The organism is Lentisphaera marina (genome assembly GCF_028745505.1).
Classification (GTDB): Bacteria; Verrucomicrobiota; Lentisphaeria; order Lentisphaerales; family Lentisphaeraceae; genus Lentisphaera; species Lentisphaera marina.
On sequence record NZ_JAQZZL010000002.1, the window covers coordinates 1,112,618 to 1,132,855 of the forward strand.

Annotated in this window: 18 protein-coding genes; 8 read left to right on the forward strand and 10 right to left on the reverse strand. The window is 39.6% G+C overall.

All coding sequences use genetic code 11. The annotated features are described in order from the left end of the window. Positions 1–6: 6 nt before the first annotated feature. Together PQO01_RS15485 and PQO01_RS15490 are read right to left on the reverse strand one after the other, a co-directional pair. Positions 7–1,797, reverse strand: a complete 1,791-nt coding sequence (locus PQO01_RS15485) for a glycoside hydrolase family 9 protein (RefSeq protein ID WP_274314992.1) — start codon at positions 1,795–1,797, stop codon at positions 7–9. A gap of 155 nt (positions 1,798–1,952) precedes the next feature. After that, on the reverse strand, positions 1,953–3,533 hold the full coding sequence (locus tag PQO01_RS15490; protein ID WP_274314993.1) for a glucose-6-phosphate isomerase: 1,581 nt from the start codon (positions 3,531–3,533) through the stop codon (positions 1,953–1,955). Between the two features lie 114 nt (positions 3,534–3,647). Here PQO01_RS15490 and folP point away from each other — a divergent pair, with 114 nt between their 5' ends. The 3 genes from folP (at position 3,648) to PQO01_RS15505 (ending at position 5,390) form a co-directional block, all read left to right on the forward strand. Continuing rightward, positions 3,648–4,493: a dihydropteroate synthase gene (gene folP / locus PQO01_RS15495; protein ID WP_274314994.1), complete on the forward strand. Its 846-nt coding sequence runs from the start codon at positions 3,648–3,650 to the stop codon at positions 4,491–4,493. Positions 4,494–4,553: 60 nt separating this feature from the next. Then, positions 4,554–5,102, forward strand: a complete 549-nt coding sequence (locus PQO01_RS15500) for a hypothetical protein (protein WP_274314995.1) — start codon at positions 4,554–4,556, stop codon at positions 5,100–5,102. Positions 5,103–5,255: 153 nt separating this feature from the next. Continuing rightward, positions 5,256–5,390: a hypothetical protein gene (locus PQO01_RS15505; RefSeq protein ID WP_274314996.1), complete on the forward strand. Its 135-nt coding sequence runs from the start codon at positions 5,256–5,258 to the stop codon at positions 5,388–5,390. Between the two features lie 77 nt (positions 5,391–5,467). On the opposite strand, the gene PQO01_RS15510 is transcribed toward PQO01_RS15505, so the two are convergent. After that, entirely contained in the window at positions 5,468–6,550 is a 1,083-nt protein-coding gene (locus PQO01_RS15510; protein ID WP_274314997.1) for a YHYH protein, read from the reverse strand. A 297-nt stretch (positions 6,551–6,847) separates the two neighbouring features. Between PQO01_RS15510 and PQO01_RS15515 the strand changes: the two genes are divergently transcribed. Then, positions 6,848–7,570, forward strand: a complete 723-nt coding sequence (locus PQO01_RS15515; RefSeq protein WP_274314998.1) for a YebC/PmpR family DNA-binding transcriptional regulator — start codon at positions 6,848–6,850, stop codon at positions 7,568–7,570. 77 nt (positions 7,571–7,647) lie between these two features. Here PQO01_RS15515 and PQO01_RS15520 read toward each other — a convergent pair whose 3' ends face one another. From PQO01_RS15520 to trxA, 5 genes are all read right to left on the reverse strand, one after another. After that, on the reverse strand, positions 7,648–8,661 hold the full coding sequence (locus PQO01_RS15520; protein ID WP_274314999.1) for an SDR family oxidoreductase: 1,014 nt from the start codon (positions 8,659–8,661) through the stop codon (positions 7,648–7,650). Continuing rightward, entirely contained in the window at positions 8,661–9,908 is a 1,248-nt protein-coding gene (locus tag PQO01_RS15525) for a nucleotide sugar dehydrogenase (protein ID WP_274315000.1), read from the reverse strand. Before PQO01_RS15525 ends, PQO01_RS15520 begins: the two co-directional genes overlap by 1 nt. A gap of 131 nt (positions 9,909–10,039) precedes the next feature. Beyond that, positions 10,040–10,843, reverse strand: a complete 804-nt coding sequence (locus PQO01_RS15530) for an enoyl-ACP reductase FabI (protein WP_274315001.1) — start codon at positions 10,841–10,843, stop codon at positions 10,040–10,042. A 1-nt stretch (position 10,844) separates the two neighbouring features. Then, complete coding sequence (locus PQO01_RS15535; RefSeq protein WP_274315002.1) at positions 10,845–11,633, reverse strand: tRNA threonylcarbamoyladenosine dehydratase; 789 nt, start codon at positions 11,631–11,633, stop codon at positions 10,845–10,847. Positions 11,634–11,784: 151 nt separating this feature from the next. After that, a complete protein-coding gene (trxA, locus tag PQO01_RS15540) occupies positions 11,785–12,171 on the reverse strand; it encodes a thioredoxin (RefSeq protein ID WP_274315003.1) in 387 nt (128 codons plus the stop codon). Positions 12,172–12,333: 162 nt separating this feature from the next. Here trxA and PQO01_RS15545 point away from each other — a divergent pair, with 162 nt between their 5' ends. The 3 genes from PQO01_RS15545 to PQO01_RS15555 all read left to right on the forward strand — a co-directional run bounded on the left by PQO01_RS15545 (position 12,334) and on the right by PQO01_RS15555 (position 15,285). Beyond that, positions 12,334–13,371 (forward strand): Gfo/Idh/MocA family protein, encoded by a 1,038-nt coding sequence (locus PQO01_RS15545; RefSeq protein ID WP_274315004.1) that lies wholly within the window; start codon positions 12,334–12,336, stop codon positions 13,369–13,371. Positions 13,372–13,375: 4 nt separating this feature from the next. Next, positions 13,376–14,323 carry a D-2-hydroxyacid dehydrogenase gene (locus PQO01_RS15550; RefSeq protein ID WP_274315005.1) on the forward strand — a complete coding sequence of 316 codons (948 nt, stop codon included), beginning with the start codon at positions 13,376–13,378 and terminating at the stop codon, positions 14,321–14,323. A 182-nt stretch (positions 14,324–14,505) separates the two neighbouring features. After that, positions 14,506–15,285: an IclR family transcriptional regulator gene (locus tag PQO01_RS15555; RefSeq protein ID WP_274315006.1), complete on the forward strand. Its 780-nt coding sequence runs from the start codon at positions 14,506–14,508 to the stop codon at positions 15,283–15,285. On the opposite strand, the gene PQO01_RS15560 is transcribed toward PQO01_RS15555, so the two are convergent. Beyond that, positions 15,282–16,085 carry a helix-turn-helix domain-containing protein gene (locus PQO01_RS15560; RefSeq protein ID WP_274315007.1) on the reverse strand — a complete coding sequence of 268 codons (804 nt, stop codon included), beginning with the start codon at positions 16,083–16,085 and terminating at the stop codon, positions 15,282–15,284. The two genes, PQO01_RS15555 and PQO01_RS15560, sit on opposite strands and share 4 nt — an antisense overlap. Positions 16,086–16,167: 82 nt before the next feature. Between PQO01_RS15560 and PQO01_RS15565 the strand changes: the two genes are divergently transcribed. After that, positions 16,168–19,149 carry a glycoside hydrolase family 2 TIM barrel-domain containing protein gene (locus PQO01_RS15565; RefSeq protein WP_274315008.1) on the forward strand — a complete coding sequence of 994 codons (2,982 nt, stop codon included), beginning with the start codon at positions 16,168–16,170 and terminating at the stop codon, positions 19,147–19,149. Positions 19,150–19,199: 50 nt separating this feature from the next. Here the strand turns inward: PQO01_RS15565 and PQO01_RS15570 are convergent, their stop codons facing one another. Further along, positions 19,200–20,177, reverse strand: coding sequence for a Gfo/Idh/MocA family protein (locus tag PQO01_RS15570; RefSeq protein WP_274315009.1), 978 nt, complete (start codon positions 20,175–20,177; stop codon positions 19,200–19,202). Positions 20,178–20,238 lie beyond the last annotated feature (61 nt).

The window sequence follows — 20,238 nt, forward strand, 5'->3', positions numbered from 1 at the left end:
TTATCCTTACTTTGAGTCTTTACTTAAAACATAATCTAGGTATCCGCTGACAAACACCAGGGGGGCGTTCCAGTTGATGGCAGATTCATTAGTTGAAAAAGATTGTTTGTCATCGAGGTGAGCGAGTGCAGGCAATACTGAAGGGTATGCTTCAGGGCCCAAGTCCCAAATAATTTCCCAGGGATTGGGGCCACCAACAAGAATACCCGGAATAGGTTCTTCTATGCCATCGGACATACAGAGTCGATTGTGTACATTCATACTTGATTTTGAACCAAAAGAAGTGACGAAGCAATGGTTGAGAGGGTTTTTTCCCAATAAATAATCCATGTGCGAGATAGCAAAGTTTAGGTACTTCTTTTTACCAGTGAGTTTGTGGCACATGAGGGCGAGCATTGCCTGATTGGCAACAAAGCCATTGCTGCCCCACTCGTAGCGTTTATTTCCCATGCGGTAAGCTACGCCAGTTGCTTCCATGGCATCAAAAATGAGGTAGTCGACAAATTCTGTCATGCGTTGCTCAACGAGTTTCATGTCTACCTGAGATTTGACTTTGTCTGCATTATTAATTAAGGACACATAAGGAAGCGCATGAACATGAGTCCAAACGGGTGAATGAACATCTAATTGTGGGATACCGGCATTTTTTAAATATGATTTTTCACCACTAGTGATAAAAATCTCTGTTCCTGCCCAAGCAAATTCATCTGTGAAAGAATAGTTTTCATCTTCGTACTTACCCGTGGAGCAAGCCTTTGGCTGTACAAAGCGTGCCCAAGAATTCTTTTGAGCCCAAGCATAGGCCATTTTTGATTTCTTCATGGCGCGTTCAGCAAAACCAGGGAATTGTTTGGGGTATTTTGCATAGATGCGTGAAGCAACGGCCATAGTAGCGGCATAATTGAGTGTAGCTGAAGTCGTTTTACCCATCATCCAGCGTTTTGCATTATGCTGGTGGGGTAATTTATCAATAGGGGCAAACTGCATGGTGCTGAGTTTGTGATAAACACCGCCATCAGTGGGGTCTTGCATCTGTTCAAACCACTTGATATTCCACCAAGCTTCATCAAGTATGTCAGGGACGCCATTGCCACTCTCGGGAATATTCATGGATCCATCTGGAAAAACCTTGGGCTGCGCTTCGTACAGCGAGAGTAAACCAAAAGTCGTTATACCTGAATTTACTGAGTATTTGTTATAGTCACCAGCATCAAACCAACCACCCGGAGCCGACATTTTTGTCCCGGCTTTTTGACCCGTCCAAGCTGCATCCTCATGAACGAAGACTTCGGTATCGGGTTTGCCTGCAGGGCGATGCCATTTACCGCCATTTGCTTTAGGGATCTCACCAGAGCAACGGAAATAGAAAAGCATTTTCAAAGCTGATTTAGTTAATTCGCTATAGGGAGCATCATTAATTTCAAAAGAGAAGGATTTTTCATTCCCTATTTTAAGGTAATAAGTCCCCTGCTCTTTTAAGTCACTAAAGTCAGCAAGGCGAATGGCTTCTTTTGAAAAGGGGTAATAATTTGCTTGCATCAGCTTGCCACTGAAAACAGCTTTCTCTTGTCCACCCTCAACTTTTACAATTTCGAAAGTGGCTCCTGGTCCCCAGCGCTCTGAAGTTTTAAAAACACTGAGTGGCACTTGTACCGCTGCGGTTTTTTCTTCGCTCGTAAAGTAGCCGACTTGATTGACGCGAATTTTATCACTGAGTTTTGCGCTTTCTGCAAACACATACGAAGTCGTACAAGCTAAGCCAAGGAGAAGCGAGTTAAGTTTCTTTGAAAAGTTCATGAAGTAATATCCTAATAAATGTGATTTCTTACTTCATTTAATAACTGAGGGCCTTCGAAAATTGACAGAGAGTACAAAAAATACTTCTATTTAGTTTAAACAAAAAAGCGCCACCTCAAGAGGTGACGCCATATAAAGATCTTTATTTAAATGCTTTAGAGACCCAAAGTCTTTAAATATTGCTTAGCATTTTCAGCTTCTACATCTTGGCCAGTGAAGATGTCGATAATCTCATTAGCAAGTACTTTACCGAGTTGAACACCCTCTTGGTCGAAGGAATTTATATTCCAAATGAAACCTTGGAAAGCAATCTTGTTTTCATAAAGAGCCAGTAAGGCTCCCATGATTTCTGGAGTCAATTGCTCAGCAAATAACATTGAATTTGGACGGTTACCAGGGAAAACTTTGTTGGGATTATCAGAAGTCTTGCCCGTAGCTAAACCAATTGACTGAGCAATTAGGTTAGCTAAAAGTTTTTGTTGCGAAGAAGTCCCTTTCACATCGAGATCTTTTTGGTACTGAGACTTAGCAAAACCAATGAAATCGCAGGGGACAACAGTTTCACTCTGGTGAATTAATTGATAGAAAGCGTGCTGACCATTAGTACCTGGCTCACCCCAAACGATGGGACCCGTAGCAAAATCTACTGTTTCACCCTGACGGTCGACGCGTTTACCATTACTCTCCATGTCACACTGCTGAAGGTGAGCAGCGAAACGGCTGAGTGCTTGAGAATAAGGAAGCACAGCTAAAGTCTCGTGATCAAGGAAATTTCTATTCCAAATACCAATGAGAGCCATGAGTAGAGAGAGGTTATTGCGAACGTCGCGATTTTGTGAGTTGAGGTCAATTTTGCGAGCTCCGCGAAGGAAATCCATGAAGTTGTCGTAACCCAGACCAAAAGAAAGCATTACAGCACCAACCATTGAAGTCACACTATAGCGACCACCAACGTAATCGAACATATAGAATGAGCGTAAGTACTTATCTGGATTGTCCATGGGGCTACCTTTACCTGTAACACAGACAAAGTGGTCTTTGGGATTTAGACCTGCAGCTTCAAAGTTTGAGGCAACAAGTGTTTCGTTTGTCAGTGTCTCGAGAGTTGAACCAGATTTTGAAATCACACAAACGAGACTACGCTCTAAGTCAGCTTCTTTTAAAACGGCGGCAGCATCATCGGGGTCAACATTTGAAATGAAGTGAACTTTGCGGCCTTCTACGGCATAAGCTTTTAAAGCGAGGTAAACTGCGCGAGGACCTAAGTCGGAACCGCCAATACCAACTAGAATCATCTCGTTGAACTTTTCACCTTTAGCATTAACGATGCTACCATTTTCGAGTTCATCACAAAAAGTTTTAAGCTTAGCGATTTCAGCTTTTGCGCCATTGACCGCATCTTGATCGGAAAGGAAGCCCTCAGGGAGATCATCAAAAACATCACGCATAGCGGTGTGAAGTACTTGGCGATCTTCGCATTCAAAGCCATCAATCTTGTTCATGTTTTCGCCGCCCATCATGCGAGAGAATTGCTTTACCGCATCAGTTTCGTCTGCCAAAGCTTGTAATCCATCCACAACTTCATCGTTTAATCTTTGACATGCATAAACATAATCGATGCCAACGGCGCTAGATTTTAATGATTCGAAACGACCCTCAAGGGCTTTTTCTTGGGTCAAATCATAGGGATTCGCCGATAATTCTTTTAACAAAGCGTAAGATTTACTGTTTTTCATTGTTTATCCTTGTTTTTTGTATTTATAAACTAGATTGAAACTAATAAATCAGTTTTTTTTTACAAGCTTAGTGACACAGCTTAAGCTTAGATGAACATGCAAAAGATTAAATTTATGAAAAGAAAGAGATATACTTGGCAATGCCGCAACAAAAACCTAGTTCTTGGTGATCGTACTTTGATTATGGGGATCCTAAATTCTACCCCCGATTCATTTTCAGACGGCGGTCAGTTTTATTCTTTGGATAAAGCCCTCGAGCATTCATTAAAAATGGAATCGGATGGTGCCGACATAATTGATATTGGTGGTGAATCAACTCGTCCAGGAGCTGAGCGCGTTAGCTTAGAAGAGGAACTCAATAGGACAATCCCATTAATTGAAGCCTTGCGTGCAGAAAGTGATGTTGCCATAAGTATAGATACGACGAAAGCTGAAGTGGCTCGCCAGGCACTTTTGGCTGGAGCAAATATTATTAACGACGTCAGTGGGTTTCGTCTAGATGCTGAAATGACGAAAGTCGCGAAAGAACTCAATGCTGGTTGTGCCATTATGCATATGCGTGGAACTTCGGATAACATGCAAAAGCTCTGTGATTATGATGATTTAATTACTGATGTTAAAGCTGAATTGAAACAAAGTTTAGATATGATTTTACTCGCTGGTATAAGTGAGCAACAAGTCATCATTGACCCCGGTATAGGTTTTAGCAAAACGGCAGAGCAAAATATTGAACTGATGAAAAACTTATCTGAGTTTCATTCATTAAAGCGCCCCATCCTGCTTGGAACCTCGCAAAAATCCTTCATCGGTCATATCCTGAATGAAAGTAATGCGCAGGAACGAGTCTGGGGTACAGCTGCCTCACTTTGTGTTGGTATTCAGCATGGCGCCCATATTATGAGGGTTCATGACGTCAAAGAGATGGCTCAAGTATGCCAGGTCTACGATATCTGCAGTTGACGTAAGCACGCCTTCCACTATTGTAGGCGAAATTAAATTTTCATCTAAGGTTAAACCCACATGTTTCTCAAATCAGTATTGCCTATTTTTGTACTAGCATTGCTTTTTTCTTGTCAGTCCTTAAGTCCTGAACAACAAGACGCAAAGATTCAACTAAAAGAACAGAAATCCTTTTTAAAATCTCTGGAAAAACAATCTGATAAAATTGAAGATCAGTACTACGATGTCAAAGATGAATTAACTGAGATCATGCAACGTGAAGGTTTTTTAACTCGTCGTTTAGTGCGCGAGAAAAAACGTTATATCCGCTTCTCCAATCAGAAAACCAAACTCGACGCTAATATTGCCGACCAAGAAAAACGCGGTGTGGATGCAGGCACGATTAAAGTTAATAAACAAATTGGTGAATATATCCAAGCGGTAGTCGATAAAACAAAAGTTTATATTGCAGAACTCGAAACTGAGTTACTAGAGCGTACCAACAAGGGACTAGAAGTGCGAAAAGGTTTCGAGGGTATTGCAGCACAGCGTCAAGAAATCGAAATCAAAATCAGTCAAACAGAAAGTAGAATCGCTAGTTTAGAACTGATCTTAAATCCCGAAGACTAATTGTCTTTAGTTCATTGATATCCGTCTTTTAAACTTCATTAATAATTTGCTATTTACATAGAAAATAAAAGAAAAACTTTCTTTTTACCCATTTAGTGACTTTATTGATCCTGTGGTAATCCACAATATTTATAAAATTTATAGGAGCTTCACATGAAAAAACTTTTGATTTTAGGTGTGTTATTATTCGCGGCAGTTGGTTGTAATAGCTGTGGTCACGATGGCGATCATTCACATGCAGAAGGCAAAGAGTGTTGCGGTAAAGATGGTAAGTGCTGTAAAAAATAATTTACTTTGCCAAGTATAAAAAAAGCGGGATTCATTCCCGCTTTTTTTGTGCCCAATTAAAATCATAGATAATAAAGTTATAGGATTTCAATTTCCTTTAGAGGTCCGTCTTTACGACGGTGAGGCGGTGGATGAGGTGGGCGGAAATCTGAATCTCGATCTTGATTTGGTGGTCCTTGACGGCGATCTCTCCCCTGCTCCTGATTACTTTGTCTTGGCCCTCTCCTTTCCTCATTACCTTGTCTTTGCTGATTATTATTTGCGCCATTATTTCTCCCGCCACGACGATCTAGGAAGCTATCATCTGGAGTACCTTTCCAATAACGCGACACAAATGGGAAACTCTTGGTGATAATATAATAATACGTTCCATCGGGGTAATCTGGAGTAACACCGAAGCGTCCATTACATTCATCTAAATGACCACTTCCCTTCACGTATTCATAGTCATTGGCATAAGTCCCATCGTATCTTCCTGAAGGCCCATCTGAAGGACGTTTCCCTTTCTTTAACTGGTAAGATGATTTCATTTTAACTAAGCCTGAACGAGGGTTGTCAGCCGTTTTATAGGCGTATTCACTATATATCGGATAGCCATCTGCAGCATAGCCCACTAAAGCCATGCGTTGACGTGTAGCTTTTTGCTGACTTCGCACAAAATCTGTAGGCGTGCCATGGTAATGATAGAGACCAGAATGATCGACATGGCCATAATTATTATCGAGACCTAGCAACCTTTTGCCTCGACTACTAATAGCTTCCTCTACCCAATCACGGTTATTATTCCAGAATTCTGCTGTTGAGGGACGAAATGGCACCCCATTGAGTGCCACCCCAAAAGAATTGGGATTTGATTGAGTTGGTTCATTATTGGCTTTTGGATTTACAGGAACTCGATATGATTTACTTGTTTCTTGCATAGTATTTGGACTACGTCCACCGACACCTGCGCTATGACTGGGGATACTATTGGTTTCGATATAAAGGTAGGAAGCATCTTTTTTGATCTCTACTTTGTTTTGAATTTTTCCAGATGAAGCGGCAAAAATCAAGCTCGCAAATGATTCATCTTTTTCCTGTTGATATTGCTCATGTCCACCATCGTGTGCCATAGTTAGGCTTTGATACAAGAATATAGACGTACAGATTAGTTTTTTCATAAGAACCCCGTTTGATTAATTTCTATTGACTTAATCACTGCCAAAATTTAAAAGCTTTCATGCAGTGTAGAAAAAAGTCGAGTTTTCCTCAAGGTCTAAAAATATATTAAGGCTGTATAACTTGTTTCTTTAACTTAATAAGGCTCTAAACAAGTCTATAACCTTTATTCAGCTCCGTTCTTTTTCTCTTTACGAGAAAACATGGCGATATCTAGTTTTTTCGAGCTTGAGACACTTTCAAAAAAGCTAGCTCCAATTAGATTCAAGTAGAATATAAATACAAGCAAGAGATCTATTATGGGAAGAACCTTCGAAAACCGCAAGCACTCCATGGCTAAAACTGGGGCGATGAAAATTAAGCTTTATACAAAATTTGGTAAAGAAATTTACGTTTGTGCAAAAAACACGAGTGTCGACCCCGATAACAACCCTTTACTTCGTCGATTGATTGACAAGGCTAAAAAAAGTTCAGTGCCTTCTCACGTTATTGAAAATGCCCTCAAAAAAGCCAAAGGTGGCGGTGGCGAAGATTACCAACCTGCTCGATACGAGGGTTATGGGCCTGGTGGTTGTATGGTGATTGTCGATTGCCTTACCGATAATAACAACCGCACGATTTCTGAAGTTCGTAATTGCTTCACTAAATGTGATTGTAAATTAGGTGGTCCTGGTTCAGTTGCACACATGTTTGAGCACCAAGCTATTTTTGCTTTCCCTGGCGACGATGACGAAGCTGTTTTAGAAACACTGATGATGGCCGACGTTGATGTGACTGACGTTACTGTTGAAGAAGGTATGGTTACAGTTTTTGCTCCTCACACAGAATTCTACAAAGTTAAAACGGCTTTAACAGAAGAAAATCCAGAGATTAAATTTGAGCTTGAAGAAATTACTTTTGAACCTCAGTCAATGCATGCCGTAGCCGCTGCTGATGCTGCTCGTTTTGAAAAGTTCATCAATATGCTTGATGACTGTGATGACGTACAAGAAGTTTATCACAATGCAGAAGTCGAGAGCTAAGGTTCTCACTTCATAAGTAAAAAAGGCTATATGATTTATCATATAGCCTTTTTTGTAATTGATAAATGAAGAAGATGTTATTTTAAGTTATTCCAGTACCACTGCACGCAGTCTTTTATGCCCTGCTCAAAATGAATTACATCTGAGTAATTAAGTAGGTTTTTGGCTTTACTAACATCTGCTAGAGAATCTCGAATATCACCAACTCGCTCTGGGCCATAAGTTACTTCGGTGTTTGCGATCTCAGGATCAAAGTGACTCAATTCTTTGCGAAGAACGCTAAATAATTCATTGAGGCTAGTACTTGAGCCACAAGCACAATTGAAAACTTGTCCAAACGCTTCCGACTTAGGCGTCAAAGCCGCTAATTGATTCATTTTGATAACATTATCTATATAAGTAAAGTCCCTAGATGTAGCACCATCGCCATTAATCTGGGGTGACTTATGTTTAATAAGAGAATCGACGAATAAAGGAATGACGGCCGCATACGCTCCATTAGGAGTTTGACGACGGCCATAAACATTGAAATAACGTAGGCCGACAGTTTCTAAACCATATGTTTTGTAAAAAACATCAGCATAGAGTTCGTTGACATACTTAGTTACTGCATAGGGAGAAAGCGGTTTACCTATATTATCTTCTAGCTTTGGTAGCTCTTTTGAATCGCCATAAGTCGAAGAACTCGCAGCATAGACAAAGCGTTTCACTTTTGCATCTCTTGCTGCCACCAAAATATTTAAAAAGCCAGTAATATTTACAGAATTGGTTCTAATGGGATCATTGATGGATCGAGGAACTGAACCTAAAGCCGCTTGATGGAGGACATAATCAATCCCTTGGCAAGCCTTTGCACAAGTCGATTCGTCGCGAATATCTCCTCTGATTAAGTCGAAATGATTGTTTTTACTGAGCTCTTGCTGAAAATCATAATGATCCACCAAATTCTCTTCAAAACCCGTTGAAAAATCATCTAATACGCGGACATAGTTGCCTTGCTTTAGAAGAGCGTCCACCAAGTTAGAGCCGATAAAGCCGGCTCCGCCTGTAACTAAAACACGTGAGTTTTTTATGTGACTTGAAGCGTCCATTAAAGTCGGCCATCAACCTTGTTTTTATCAAGAGCGTACTTGATGTCGTAAATAACACTTGTTTCATGAGTAATGGATGACAGATCTAATTCTTGGAATTCACTGTGTCCCACTGTAAGTACCACAGCATCATAATCATCATCTAAGTTATCAATCAAATCAATATCGTATTCGTGTTTCACTTCTGCTGAATTCGCCCAAGGATCGTAAACATTGACTTGGCACCCAAACTCAGCTAATTCTTCAACAACTTTAACCGCTCCTGAGTTACGGACGTCAGGACAGTTTTCTTTAAAAGTAATCCCCAAGATGAGAACTTTAGCGTCACTCACGGCCTGAGATTTCTTAATCATCAACTTCACCACTTCTTGAGCGACGAAATTAGCCATATTATCATTTAAACGGCGACCAGCTAAAATAATTTCTGGGTGGTAACCAAGTTCTTGGGCTTTATGAGTTAAATAATATGGATCCACACTAATGCAATGTCCACCAACTAAACCCGGTCTAAAGGGGAGGAAGTTCCACTTGGTCCCCGCTGCTTCCAAGACTTCTAAAGTATCAATACCAATACGGTTAAAGATGAGTGATAACTCATTGACGAGGGCAATATTAACGTCTCTTTGAGTATTCTCGATGACTTTTGCGGCTTCAGCAACTTTGATGCTAGAGGCTTTGTGGGTTCCTGCAGTAATAATCGATGCATAAAGTTGATCAACTTTATCCGCCACTTCGGGAGTGGATCCAGAAGTTACTTTTAAAATACTTGGCAAACGGTGCTGTTTATCACCTGGATTGATGCGTTCAGGGGAATAACCCGCAAAAAAATCTTGATTAAATTTAAGTCCAGAAATTTCTTCAACTATTGGGATGCAAACTTCTTCACTAGCACCTGGGTAAACAGTGGATTCGTAAATGACTGTTGCACCCTTATCGATTACTGACCCCACTGTTTTTGATGCGGCAATTAGAGGATTTAAGTCGGGCTTCTTAGCCGAATCAATGGGTGTAGGTACAGTTACTATGTAATAGTCGAAGCCCTTCAGTCCCTCAATTTTAGATGTGAATGATAGTTTATTGGCAAGTTCAAATTCTGAATCTTCGACTTCAAAGGTACTATCTTTTCCTTCATTTAGTTCTGCTATTCTCGAAGCACTTATATCAAAGCCTATTGTATCAAATTTTTTACCAAACTCTACGGCTAGAGGCAAGCCCACATAACCCAAACCAATTATTGCTATTTTCATTACAATTCCTAAGTATTAATCATATTTTATTTAAGCTAACTTAGCTAAAGCCTAGTTCAATAGTGAATATGTCTTCACTCAGATTTTTACTAAGATGAACGATGATTTTTATGTGATTTGTCTGTGAATGCTTATCGCATGCAATCGTTAATCACATCTCGATCAAAATAATTGATGCTCATCCCAGCGTCCACCACAATTGTTTGAGCATTAATCCCACTTGAACGCGGGCTTAATAAAAAGAGTGCTGTATCAGCCGCTTCTTTGGTTTGCAAGGCTTTTTTACGAGGAATAACTTTTTCCGCAAAGAGATAAGAGTTGATGTAATTGGGAATACCCGCTGATGCAGATGTTTTCAAAAGTGATGCCCCTACTGCATTGACGCGAATATTCGTATCTTCACTCAATGATTTTGCGAGGAAAGCAACTGACGAATCTAGGGCCGCTTTTACAGGTCCCATGTAGCCATAATTTTCCGAAGCCATACGAGTCGTAGAAATTGATACTGTGACAATTGCGGCATCCGCATTAAATTGCTCTTTGAGTGCTTTGGTCATAGCCAGTAAAGAGAAGCATGAAATATCAACTGCCTGTAAAAAATCCTTTCTCACTGTTGAATGGAAAGGCTGTAAGCCCTCTGAATAATTCGCGAAAGCAATTGAATGAACAAAACCATCTAAACCATTGGGAGCGAGTTCTTTAATTTGTTCCGCAGCCGCGTCAATTTGATCTTGGTATTCAACATCACAAATAATGATTTCGCGATCCTTTAATAAACGAGCGGAAAGTTCTTCTTTGCGTTTTTCTGAACGTACAATATAAATCACTTTGGCACCCTCCCTTTCTAGGCCAGAAGCTATAGCCCATGCTACTGATTTTTTATTAGCAACACCGAGAACTACAAAAGTCTTTTCTTCAAGATTTAAAAATGACATCTTAACTATCCTTAATTTTCTTTAAAATTCCTGCAACTGCACGTTCAGCCATCATAAACCCCATAACTCCCGTAATAAATGTAGCTGTTCCATATCCACTTCTACAATCCAAATTTCTCGACTCATTTTCTTCCCTACTGACTTCGCATGCTTCGGGTAAAACGGGGAGTTCTTGCGTATAGATAGCTTCTACTTTAAACTTTTTCTTTTCGTAGCGAGTGAAGCCGTACTCCCCTCTCAGTTTCTTACGCACACGTGCCAATAGTGGATCATATTTAGTTCGAGACAAATCTTCTACTTCAATACGTGATGGATCTAGGCGACCACCCGCAGAGCCTGATACGACAAGACCTACATTGCGTTTCCTGCATTCGGCAATGAGGTGACATTTTGGACTTAGACTATCAATGGCGTCAACGACGAAATCAAAATCATGTGCAAAAATCTCGTCCGCATTGTCAGCAGTATAAAAATCTCTTACGGCATGCACTTGGCAATCGGGGTTAATCAGAGCAATGCGCTCTTTCAAGATATCAACTTTGGCTCGTCCAGCCATACCTGTCATTGCTTGTAATTGTCGATTGGAATTAGAAAAACAAACATCATCCCAATCTACTAAAGTTAATTGCCCTATTCCCGTACGGGCCAAAGCTTCTACTGCCCAGCAACCAACGCCACCAACGCCAACCACCATTACATGTGACTGTCTTAGATACTCAGCATTGGATTTACCATACAAGCGTTGTATTCCACTGAAACGATGTTCAAATGAACCTATTTCAAGTTCCATAAAGTCTTCCAAAATAAATAATTCTAAATCACCCGAGGGTGAAGCTCTCTAATGGCGACAAAATAGATTGATTTCTAGAAGTTCCAATTCCATCCGAACACAAAAAAAGTGCTCAATAAGTGAGCACTTTCAAGGACTTAATGAATTACGCTTATTTCATCGCTGATTCAATATCTTTACCAATACTTTTGGCATCGCGACCTTCGACGACTTTTACCACTTTGCCATCCTTAAACAAAACCACATGGGGAATGTATTGAATCTTGTATTTATCTGAGACTTTTGGAGCTTTATCGACATCAACTTTTACCACCGATGCCTTACCCTTATATTTCTCAGCGAGTTTTGATATTTCAGGACTAAGTTTTTTACAGGGTCCGCACCAAGTTGCGTGGAAATCAACAAGTACAATACCTTTCTTTTTAATCACTTCGGCATCAAAGTTTTTGTCTGTCGCATCAATAATGTTTTTATCCGCGGCACTCATTGTGAAAGTTAGAAAAACTGCACATGCGATTAAGATTGCTTTGATTTTCATTTTGTATTTCCTTTGTTTTTTTATTGTCTCTAAAGCTATTTCTAATTTTCGGGGGAATCATTACATACTTTTACAAAAAAAATTACACTTTTTTATTTACACTCCCATAATTCTCTTGTTCTCGTGCTTAATTACTCAATTAAATTTATTGGAGAGTCACTAATGAAAGTTCGCATTGGAATTATTGGTGCTGGCGAGAATACTCGCCTCAAACATATCCCTGGGTTTCAGGCTATTGATGAGGTTGAAATCATTGCCATTTGTAACCGTAGTTTAGAATCTGCTCAGAAAGTTTGTTCACAATTTAATATTCGCCAAGCATTTGAGAGTTGGCAAGACATCATTCATCACCCAGAGATTGATGCGATTATGATCGGTACTTGGCCAGATATGCATGCCTGTTTGACTGTCGAAGCTCTAAAAGCAGGTAAACACGTACTTTGCGAAGCCCGCATGGCTCGCAGTTTGAACGAGGCAAAAAGCATGCTTCATGAAGCCCGTTTGCGACCATCGCAAATCACCCAAGTGGTCCCTGCTCCCTTCACATTCAAATATGATGCTGAAATCATTCGATTATTAAAAACTGGCTTTTTTGGTGATCTCCTAGCAGTCAACGGTCGTTTTAACTTCAATACTTTTTATGAAAAAGACGCTCCCATGCACTGGAGAGAAAACCGTGAGATTTCTGGTGACAATATCATGCTCATGGGGATTTTGTACGAAAGTATGAGTCGCTGGTTGGGAACTGCAAAATCGCTTATGGCTTCGGGAAAGATTTTTAGTGCGACTAAAGTTTTTGAAGGAAAGGAGCTTAAAGTTGAAATTCCTGAACATCTAAACATCCTAGCCAAACTCCGAAGCGGAGTCGAAACTCATCTTCAGTTTTCCTCTGTCAGTGCATTAGAAAATGAGCCACAATCACTTTGGCTATTCGGCGCAGAGGGAACAGCGCACCTCGATTTTAAAAATGATCAATTGCTATTAGGCAAGAAGGAAGATAAAAAATTATATGAGCACAAATTCAATCCTCCTACAACTGCCGTATGGCGAGTGGAAGAAGAATTCATTAATGCAATTCGAGGATTAGAAGATATTAAGCTAACTTCATTCGATACGGCTATTGAATACATGGAATTTACCGAAGCCGTAAAACTGAGTCTACAAGAAAAGAAAAGTATTAATTTAGACGAAATAGGATAAAATCATGAAAACAGTTATACTCGATGCCTTTACAGCCAACCCAGGTGATCTCAACTGGGATGCCATTAATCAATTATGTGATCTTAGTATTTACCCTAGAACGGCTCCACAGGAAGTTCTAGAAAGGAGTCTGGATGCAGAGGCTTTACTCACAAATAAAGTTATTATATCTGATGAACTGATGACACAGTTGCCAAACTTAAAATACATCGGTGTTTTAGCTACAGGAACTAATGTTGTTGATCTTGAAGCTGCTGCTAAATTAGGCATTACAGTTACTAATATCCCTGCATATTCGACGCCTTTTGTCGCTCAGCATACCATCGCTCTTATCCTCAATATTTTCAATAAAGTATCTCAGCATTCCCAGTCAGCTAAAGATGGTGCTTGGGCAAATTGCCAAGATTTTTCTTACACACATGGCACGCTTAATGAACTCCAAGGGAAAACACTTGGTATTATTGGGCTAGGTTCAATTGGTAAAAATGTGGCTACTATTGCCCAAGCCTTTGGTATGAAAGTTGTCGCTTTAAAATCTGCGCGACCCGCAAAAGATTCTATTTCACGTTTGCCATTTGAAGATTTCTTTAGTCAGTGTGACATCATAAGTCTTCACTGCCCGCTAAGCCCAGAGAGTCAAGAAATCATCAGCTCAAAATCATTAAATCTCATGAAAAAATCTGCCGTTTTAATCAACACGGGTCGAGGTCCACTCATCAATGAAAATGACTTGGCAGAGGCATTGAATTCGGGAGTCATAGCTGCGGCAGGCTTAGATGTATTAAGCTCCGAACCTCCTACTCCAGATAATCCCCTACTTTCAGCCAAAAACTGTTTCATTACCCCCCATATTGCCTGGGCTGCGCAAGAATGTCGTGAACGCTTAATTCAGATTGCAGCTGATAATATCAAAGCTTTTTTGAATCGTGATAGCATCAATAAAGTCAACTAGAATTTTAGTACTCAAATAGATTCATTCCCTTTAAATACATTAGGAGGGAATGAATAGTCCTAGTTTTTTACGCTTGTGCTTATAAAATCAAGTAAAAACTCACGCAAAGTTAAACCCGTGTTCTATATATCAAAAAAACTAATGCTAGCTTGAAGCAATTAAAATTACCGAGACAAATCCTCATGGCTGCAGAAAAAGAAATCAAGAACTCTTATATCATCCCCAACCTTGACCGCGCTTTGCGAGTCATGGAATTACTTGCTGACAATCCAAAAGGTCTGACGATGTCGGAAATTTCTGAGGTACTCGATATACCAAAAAATTCTGCCTTTCGCATTACTGCCACGATGGAGCACCGTGGTTTTCTTGAAAGAGACCCCATAAACAAGGCTTTTATTCTCACCAATAAAATGACTAATATCTCACATTCTACAATAGCTGAAAAAAGCTTAGTTGAAAATGCTTGGCCAAGTATGCTAAAGTTGAGAGATGAATGTATGGAAACTGTTTTATTTGGAACACTTATTGATACCAAAGGAGTCGTTTTAGAACAAGCTCCTGCCCGCCATAGCTTCAAGTTCACTGTTGATATTGGAACCCAATTTGATCTCCATACTGCAGCACCAGGTAAAGCTATGCTCGCTTACATGAGTCAAAGAGAACAAGATCATTTCATTAAAGCTATGAGCTTCGAACAATTCACCAAAAACACCATTAGCAATGCCACTGATTACGAAAGTGAACTGAGTAAAGTCAAAACTCAGGCTTATGGAGTTGATTGTGATGAAGAACGTGAAGGCATGCGTTGTATAGCGGCTCCGGTTTTTAATTCAAAACGTCAACCCATTGCCGCTATTTGGCTAACGGGCCCCTCCAGCCGGCTTCCCATTAAGAACTTCCCAAAGTTAGGTCAACTCTGTATTGACGCCGCCACTGAGATCTCTAAAAAACTTGGCGCTTAATTCCTATACTGACTAGGAGAAATACCCTGGAACTTTTTAAATTGTTTGGAAAATTCAAAGGCATTACAGTACTTAAGTTCATCAGAGATATCTTCAATACTGAGATTAGTTTGGTTCAGTAACTCCACGGCCTTTTCCATTCTAAAGAGCTGTTGATATTGTCGTGGAGTACAGTTCATTTCCTCTTTGAACTTTTTACGTAGACTCTCATAGCCGACGGCTTCATCTCTACAGAAGGATTGTATTTTATCTGTGACCAAATAGTTCTGTCTCAAATAATAGCTCGCCTTTTGAACGATGGAGGTATTTTCTTTTGCGCTCTGCGCAAAACAGTCTTGTAATAAAGAAATGATTTCGGGTAATAAGTTGGCTGTTTGTGTACTTTCACAACTTTGCAATTTTTGAGTTAATTGAAAATGCTGCTCCACTAAATTTTTGCTTAGTTCGCAAAAACCGGTCAAGTTCTTATCTTGAATTATCTGACAAGCTAACATCATTTCATAAGTTTTGACTCCGAAATCAAAAAAGATTTCTTGCCAATCTTCGCTAGTATCTATGTAGGTGCTGTGAATTAACTGTGGAATTCTCTGAAAATACATGCCTGCCTTTAATGAATGTTGCTGCCCTTTATGGTCTAAATAAACCCCCTTGCCTTTGATAATAAAAACTACCGCGTACCAAGGCCATTTTAAATCTTCAAAATCCACGTGATCGTATTTAGATAACTGCCCCATCCCGACTCTCTCTGAACCATCAGAAAAGTAACGATGTGTCATGAAGTTCGTTTTACCAAAAAACATATAATTTTTACCAATAAGCTCATTCTTAAATTAAAATAAATGTATATCATATATACCAAATAGCAATAATTAAAGATAGTACATGAAAATTAATGATTGGGAAAACCCGCAGTTAGTCTCTATAAATACACTAGCTCCCCGTCCTCCACTCTACGCCTTTGACTCCATTGAGAATGCCTTGGATAAATCACAATCTCCTTATATCCATAGCTTAAATGGAATTTGGGATTTCAAGCTTTTTAATAGTCCCAATGAAGCTCATTATAATTTAAATGAATGGGATCAAATAAAAGTACCTTCATGCTGGACGAGAGAAGGTTTTGACGACCTGCCGATCTACAGCAATGTACAAATGCCCTTTGATTTATCCTACCCAAAAGTACCAAAGCAAAATCCTACGGCTATGTACCACCGAAAATTTCAAAGTCCTTGGCCCAATCGTCGAACTGTCATCCATTTTGCTGGTGTCGAAACTATGTTTTACCTATATCTCAATGGGCATGAAGTTGGCATGAGTAAGGGCTCAAGAACTCCAGTTGAGTTCGATATAAGTGACTATCTAAAAGAAGGTGATAATGATCTCTATGTGAAAGTGATTCGTTGGTCGGATATTTCCTACCTTGAGGATCAAGATCACTGGCGCATGGCAGGGATTTTTCGAGATGTTTATCTCTACTCGACTAATGACAAATATGTGGAAGATCTCTTTGCTAAAGCCGAGCTCAAAGAAGATTTAATAGGAGGGAAACTTACTTGTGATATTCGTCTCGCTAGTCGCCAAAGAAATCTCGACCCACACATAGTTAAAATCATGCTCTATGATAATAAAAAAAATGAAGTTTGGTCGGATGAAAGATCTTGTTATGTGAGACCGAGACCATCTCATAAATTTCATAAAACCCCTCAAGGTGAGATCATATATCACCATATATTAACTTTGGGAGCTGATTTAGAATCCATCATTCCTTGGAATGCTGAAAAGCCCTATCAATACACAGTAATTACTACTCTTTGCGATACACAGGATAAACTTATAGATTGCGTAAAAACTCGAATAGGTTTTAAGCGTATTGAAATTGAAAATCAACAATTACTGATCAATGGCCAGCCAGTACTCATCAAAGGTGTAAATCGTCATGAACATGATGAATATACGGGGAAAGTCGTCAGTCGTGAAACAATGATAAAAGATATTAAGTTGCTCAAACAGTTTAATTTTAATGCTGTGCGCAATGCTCATTATCCACAAATTGAATTGTGGTATGAACTTTGTAATGAATACGGCCTCTATGTCATGGATGAAGCCAATTTGGAAAGTCATAATGATTACGATACCATCTGTCGCGATCCTCAATACGCAGCTGTATTTCTCAACCGCGTCATGCGCATGTTCCATAGTCATAAAAACCACGCTTGTATATTTCAATGGTCTAGCGGTAATGAAAGTGGCTATGGCCCCAATCACGACATGGCTATTTCTTATTTAAAATCTGTGGATTCTAGTCGCATAGTCCAGTGTGAAGGAGCTATTCATGAAGATTGGAATCAAGGTGCTCCTGTAAACCAAGCTAATCATGGTATAGCCACCGATACTTTCCCACCCATGTATCCATCTATTGAGAGCATGGTAGATTGGGCTAAAGATCGTCAAAATGACCCACGCCCCTATATCCCCTGTGAATACAGTCACGCCATGGGTAACTCCAATGGCTCTCTCAAAGATTACTGGAAAGCCTTTCGAGAAGTCCACGGACTGCAAGGTGGCTTCATCTGGGATTGGGTTGATCAGGGACTCGCCGAACATGATGAGAACGGTGAAAAATACTGGGCCTATGGTGGGGATTATGGTGAAAAAATCCATGATTTTGATTTTTGTATCAATGGCTTAGTCTGGCCTGATCGCACACCTAAACCCGCCATGTACGAATTTAAAAAATGCGCCGAGCCGATTTTAGTCGAACAGATAAATCGTAAAACTTACCGTATTAAAAATGATCAATACTTTAGTGACTTTAGCAATATCATCATGCGCTGGACTCTAGAGGTCAATGGAATTGAAGTCCAAAGCGGAATTGAAGATTCATTAAAACTCAAGGCTCAAGAATTCGTAGATTATACACTTCCATTGAGTGAATTCACTGCTCCAGACAAGGCTAAAATCAGTCTTAACTTTTATTTTTTTTATCGTCAAGCGAGTGCATGGCATGAAGCAGGTCACGAAATCACCTTTAGTCAGTTTTTTATTAAAGCCGACCAATATCTAAAAGAAAAAGAAGAAAGACCTAAATTCGACTTAGTGCTTCAGGGTAAGAAGGTGATTTGTGGAAGCAGAGAAATTCTTATTCCGGAAATCAATATCTTTAGAGCCTGTACCGACAACGATACCATTCGTGGCTGGTCTGGTCAGGAACATAAAATTGGCTCACAATGGCTAGCTGCTGAACTAGATAAGCTCAAACTTCAGTCAGAAAACATTTCTCAACTAAACAATAAAATAATTATAGATCGAAACTATTTGGCAAAAGACAAAGAGATTCGCCATAAAATAACCCTTGATTCGAAGCTACAATTTTGTCATGAGTTTAACATCCCAGAAGATTTGCCTAGTTTAGCTAGAATCGGAGTTAAATATAAGATCCCAAAAAGATACCAAAGCGTTCAATGGCTCGGTTTAGGTCCCCATGAAAACTACAGGGATCGCGATTATGGAGCTCGCTTTTCTCTTTACACTAACACAGTCAGTGATCACTACGTGCCCTACATATTACCTCAAGCCCATGGCAACCGTTCCGGTGTTAAGGAACTTACTTTAAGCGATGGCCAAGAGACGTATGATTTTAAAGGTGATTTTGAATTCAGTATAAGTCCATGGTCAGATGAAGAACTCATCGGATCCTACCATAGCCATGATTTAAAGAAAAAGGGGCGGGAAGATTACTATTGGCTGAATTTAGATCTTATTCACCGCGGTGTTGGTACTGGAAGTTGCGGCCCCGATACACGACCTGAGTATTGTATTCCAGCAAAAAACTATAGCTTTAAATACTCCGTAAGAAACAACTAGATTCTTACTCTAATTGAGTTTTATAAAAGTCTTACTATTGCCTTTTAAATTTATTCTTTAAGTTTGTAATTGACTGCCATTTTTTCTCTTAAGTCATCCATGAGGTGCATCATGCTTAGGGTCCACTCAAAAGAATTGATGGAGCTCTCTTTCATACCTTTGTTTAAGCATTTATGCACTTCCTCGACTTGAAGTAAATAATCACTTCCTTCATATGAGGTATCAAAAGTCTCTACTTTGCCATTCTCTAATGTTACTTCCTTTAGAGTCCAAGCTTTGGGATGAATGATGATACGACCTTCTTCACCTTCAATAATTGCTTCGCCCTTACTCTCTTGTACCATACTTGAATATAATTCTGCTTTTGCGCCATTAGCAAATTCAAGATAGTAATGACTCGTTGCATCAACACCTTTATCTGTTAGGTCCGCTTTTGCCTCGAACTTAATTGGAAATCCAAAAAAACTACAAGCCAGAGTCAAGGGGTAAATCCCCACATCTAATAAAGCTCCGCCACCTAAACTTGGCTCAAATAATCTCGCTTTCTCTTGCGGGCTCGAGGTAAAACAAAAATCCGCGGTCATTTTCTTTACGGATCCAATAGCATTTTGTTCGAGTAAGTTCTTTACTTTCTTCATACCTGGAAGTAAACGGCTCCACATGGCCTCCATGAGAAAGACATTATTCTCTTTGGCACAGGTTATCATTTTTGTTGCTTCTTCAGCATCTAGGGCAAAGGGTTTTTCGCATAAAACGTTGCGTCCATGCTTCATCGCTAGTAAAGAATGTTCACAATGAAAGCTATGCGGTGTAGCAATATAAATAATATCGAGTTTATCATCTGCACAGAGTTCTTCGTAGGAAGTATAAGACTTACTGGCACCAAAACGTTTTGCGAAGTTCGCAGCTTTATCTAAACTTCTAGAACCAATGGCATAAACTTCCCCATTGTCACTTTGTTGTATAGCTTCCGCAAGTTTCTCTGCAATTCGTCCGGGACCGAGAATCCCCCATTTAAATTTTTTCATATGTAAAAACCAATTATTTGATATATAGAACTTTATTTATATTTTAAAAATTATGTTTGAT

Bases quoted from the DNA above. Each gene is read 5' to 3' on its own strand.
- PQO01_RS15485 (WP_274314992.1), bottom strand. From the start codon at position 1,797: ATGAACTTTTCAAAGAAACTTAACTCGCTTCTCCTTGGCTTAGCTTGT.
- PQO01_RS15490 (WP_274314993.1), bottom strand. From the start codon at position 3,533: ATGAAAAACAGTAAATCTTACGCTTTGTTAAAAGAATTATCGGCGAAT.
- folP (WP_274314994.1), top strand. From the start codon at position 3,648: ATGAAAAGAAAGAGATATACTTGGCAATGCCGCAACAAAAACCTAGTT.
- PQO01_RS15500 (WP_274314995.1), top strand. From the start codon at position 4,554: ATGTTTCTCAAATCAGTATTGCCTATTTTTGTACTAGCATTGCTTTTT.
- PQO01_RS15505 (WP_274314996.1), top strand. From the start codon at position 5,256: ATGAAAAAACTTTTGATTTTAGGTGTGTTATTATTCGCGGCAGTTGGT.
- PQO01_RS15510 (WP_274314997.1), bottom strand. From the start codon at position 6,550: ATGAAAAAACTAATCTGTACGTCTATATTCTTGTATCAAAGCCTAACT.
- PQO01_RS15515 (WP_274314998.1), top strand. From the start codon at position 6,848: ATGGGAAGAACCTTCGAAAACCGCAAGCACTCCATGGCTAAAACTGGG.
- PQO01_RS15520 (WP_274314999.1), bottom strand. From the start codon at position 8,661: ATGGACGCTTCAAGTCACATAAAAAACTCACGTGTTTTAGTTACAGGC.
- PQO01_RS15525 (WP_274315000.1), bottom strand. From the start codon at position 9,908: ATGAAAATAGCAATAATTGGTTTGGGTTATGTGGGCTTGCCTCTAGCC.
- PQO01_RS15530 (WP_274315001.1), bottom strand. From the start codon at position 10,843: ATGTCATTTTTAAATCTTGAAGAAAAGACTTTTGTAGTTCTCGGTGTT.
- PQO01_RS15535 (WP_274315002.1), bottom strand. From the start codon at position 11,633: ATGGAACTTGAAATAGGTTCATTTGAACATCGTTTCAGTGGAATACAA.
- trxA (WP_274315003.1), bottom strand. From the start codon at position 12,171: ATGAAAATCAAAGCAATCTTAATCGCATGTGCAGTTTTTCTAACTTTC.
- PQO01_RS15545 (WP_274315004.1), top strand. From the start codon at position 12,334: ATGAAAGTTCGCATTGGAATTATTGGTGCTGGCGAGAATACTCGCCTC.
- PQO01_RS15550 (WP_274315005.1), top strand. From the start codon at position 13,376: ATGAAAACAGTTATACTCGATGCCTTTACAGCCAACCCAGGTGATCTC.
- PQO01_RS15555 (WP_274315006.1), top strand. From the start codon at position 14,506: ATGGCTGCAGAAAAAGAAATCAAGAACTCTTATATCATCCCCAACCTT.
- PQO01_RS15560 (WP_274315007.1), bottom strand. From the start codon at position 16,085: ATGTTTTTTGGTAAAACGAACTTCATGACACATCGTTACTTTTCTGAT.
- PQO01_RS15565 (WP_274315008.1), top strand. From the start codon at position 16,168: ATGAAAATTAATGATTGGGAAAACCCGCAGTTAGTCTCTATAAATACA.
- PQO01_RS15570 (WP_274315009.1), bottom strand. From the start codon at position 20,177: ATGAAAAAATTTAAATGGGGGATTCTCGGTCCCGGACGAATTGCAGAG.